The sequence below is a fragment of the Actinoplanes sp. NPDC020271 genome, assembly GCF_044388125.1.
Classification (GTDB): Bacteria; Actinomycetota; Actinomycetes; order Mycobacteriales; family Micromonosporaceae; genus Actinoplanes.
Genome location: NZ_JBIRWQ010000095.1, coordinates 1 through 1,073, shown reverse-complemented (window position 1 = coordinate 1,073; position 1,073 = coordinate 1). Strand labels below are relative to the sequence as shown.

Sequence of the window (1,073 nt, the reverse complement as noted above, 5' to 3'; positions counted from 1 at the left end):
TAATCCGCGTACTGCACCGCCAACGGCTCCCACACCGGCGCCACACCGCGCGACCGGGCCTCGTAAGCGACCGACAGATCCCGCCCCAGCACCGCACTCGACCATCCGTCGGTGGCGATGTGGTGCAGGGCCACGACCAGCACCCGCTGCCCCGCGTCGTCGTGGAAGAGCCAGGCCCGGATCGGCACCTGCGCCGACAGGTCGAACAGGTGCCGGGCTGCCCGGGCGGCGGTTTCGGTCAGTTCCGCGGTCTCGACCCGGGTCACTTCCAGGGCCCAGTCCAGCTCGTCGGCGGCGAGGATCCGCTGGTAGGGCTCACCGTCGGCGGACGGGAACACGGTGCGCAGCGACTCGTGCCGTTCCAGCACGTCGCGCAGGGCCGCTCCGAGCGCCGGCACGTCCAGGTCGCCGTCCAGGCGGATGGTCATCGGCAGGTTGTAGGTGGCGCTCGGCCCCTCCAACTGGTCCAGGAACCACAGCCGGCGCTGCGCGAACGACAGCGGCAGCCGGTCGGGGCGTTCCTGGGCGCCCAGCACCGGCCGGGCCGGCCCTTCTCCGCCGGTGTCGGCGATCCAGGCGGCGAGCCCGCCGACCGTCGGCCGTTCGAAGAGGGTCCGCAGCGGCAGTTCCACGCCGAGTGCGGTGCGGAGGCGGGCGACGAGCCGGGCCGCGAGCAGCGAGTGCCCGCCCCGCTCGAAGAAGTCGGCGTCGACGCCGACCGAGTCCACCCCGAGCAGGTCGGCGAACGACGCGGCGATGATCTCTTCCCGCTCGGTGGCCGGCCGCCGTCCCTCGTCGCCGGAGAACTCGGGCGCCGGGAGGGCGCGGCGGTCGAGCTTGCCGTTGGGGGTCAACGGCAACTCGTCGAGCACCACGATCACCGCCGGGACCATGTACTCCGGCAACCGCTGCCGGGCGGCCTCCCGCAGATCACCGAGAGGGCCGGCCGCGACAACGTACGCCACAAGCGTGTTCTCCCGGGCGATCACCGCCGCCTGGCTCACCCCGGGATGCGCCAGCAACACCGCCTCGACCTCACCCGGCTCAATCCGGAACCCACGAACCTTGACCTG

Annotated in this window: 1 protein-coding gene; it reads right to left on the bottom strand. The window is 72.8% G+C overall.

Features of this window, described 5'->3' with window-relative positions:
* Nucleotides 1-1,073 (bottom strand): condensation domain-containing protein (locus ACH442_RS48075; protein WP_396344936.1); only part of this gene is annotated, 1,073 nt, incomplete at both ends.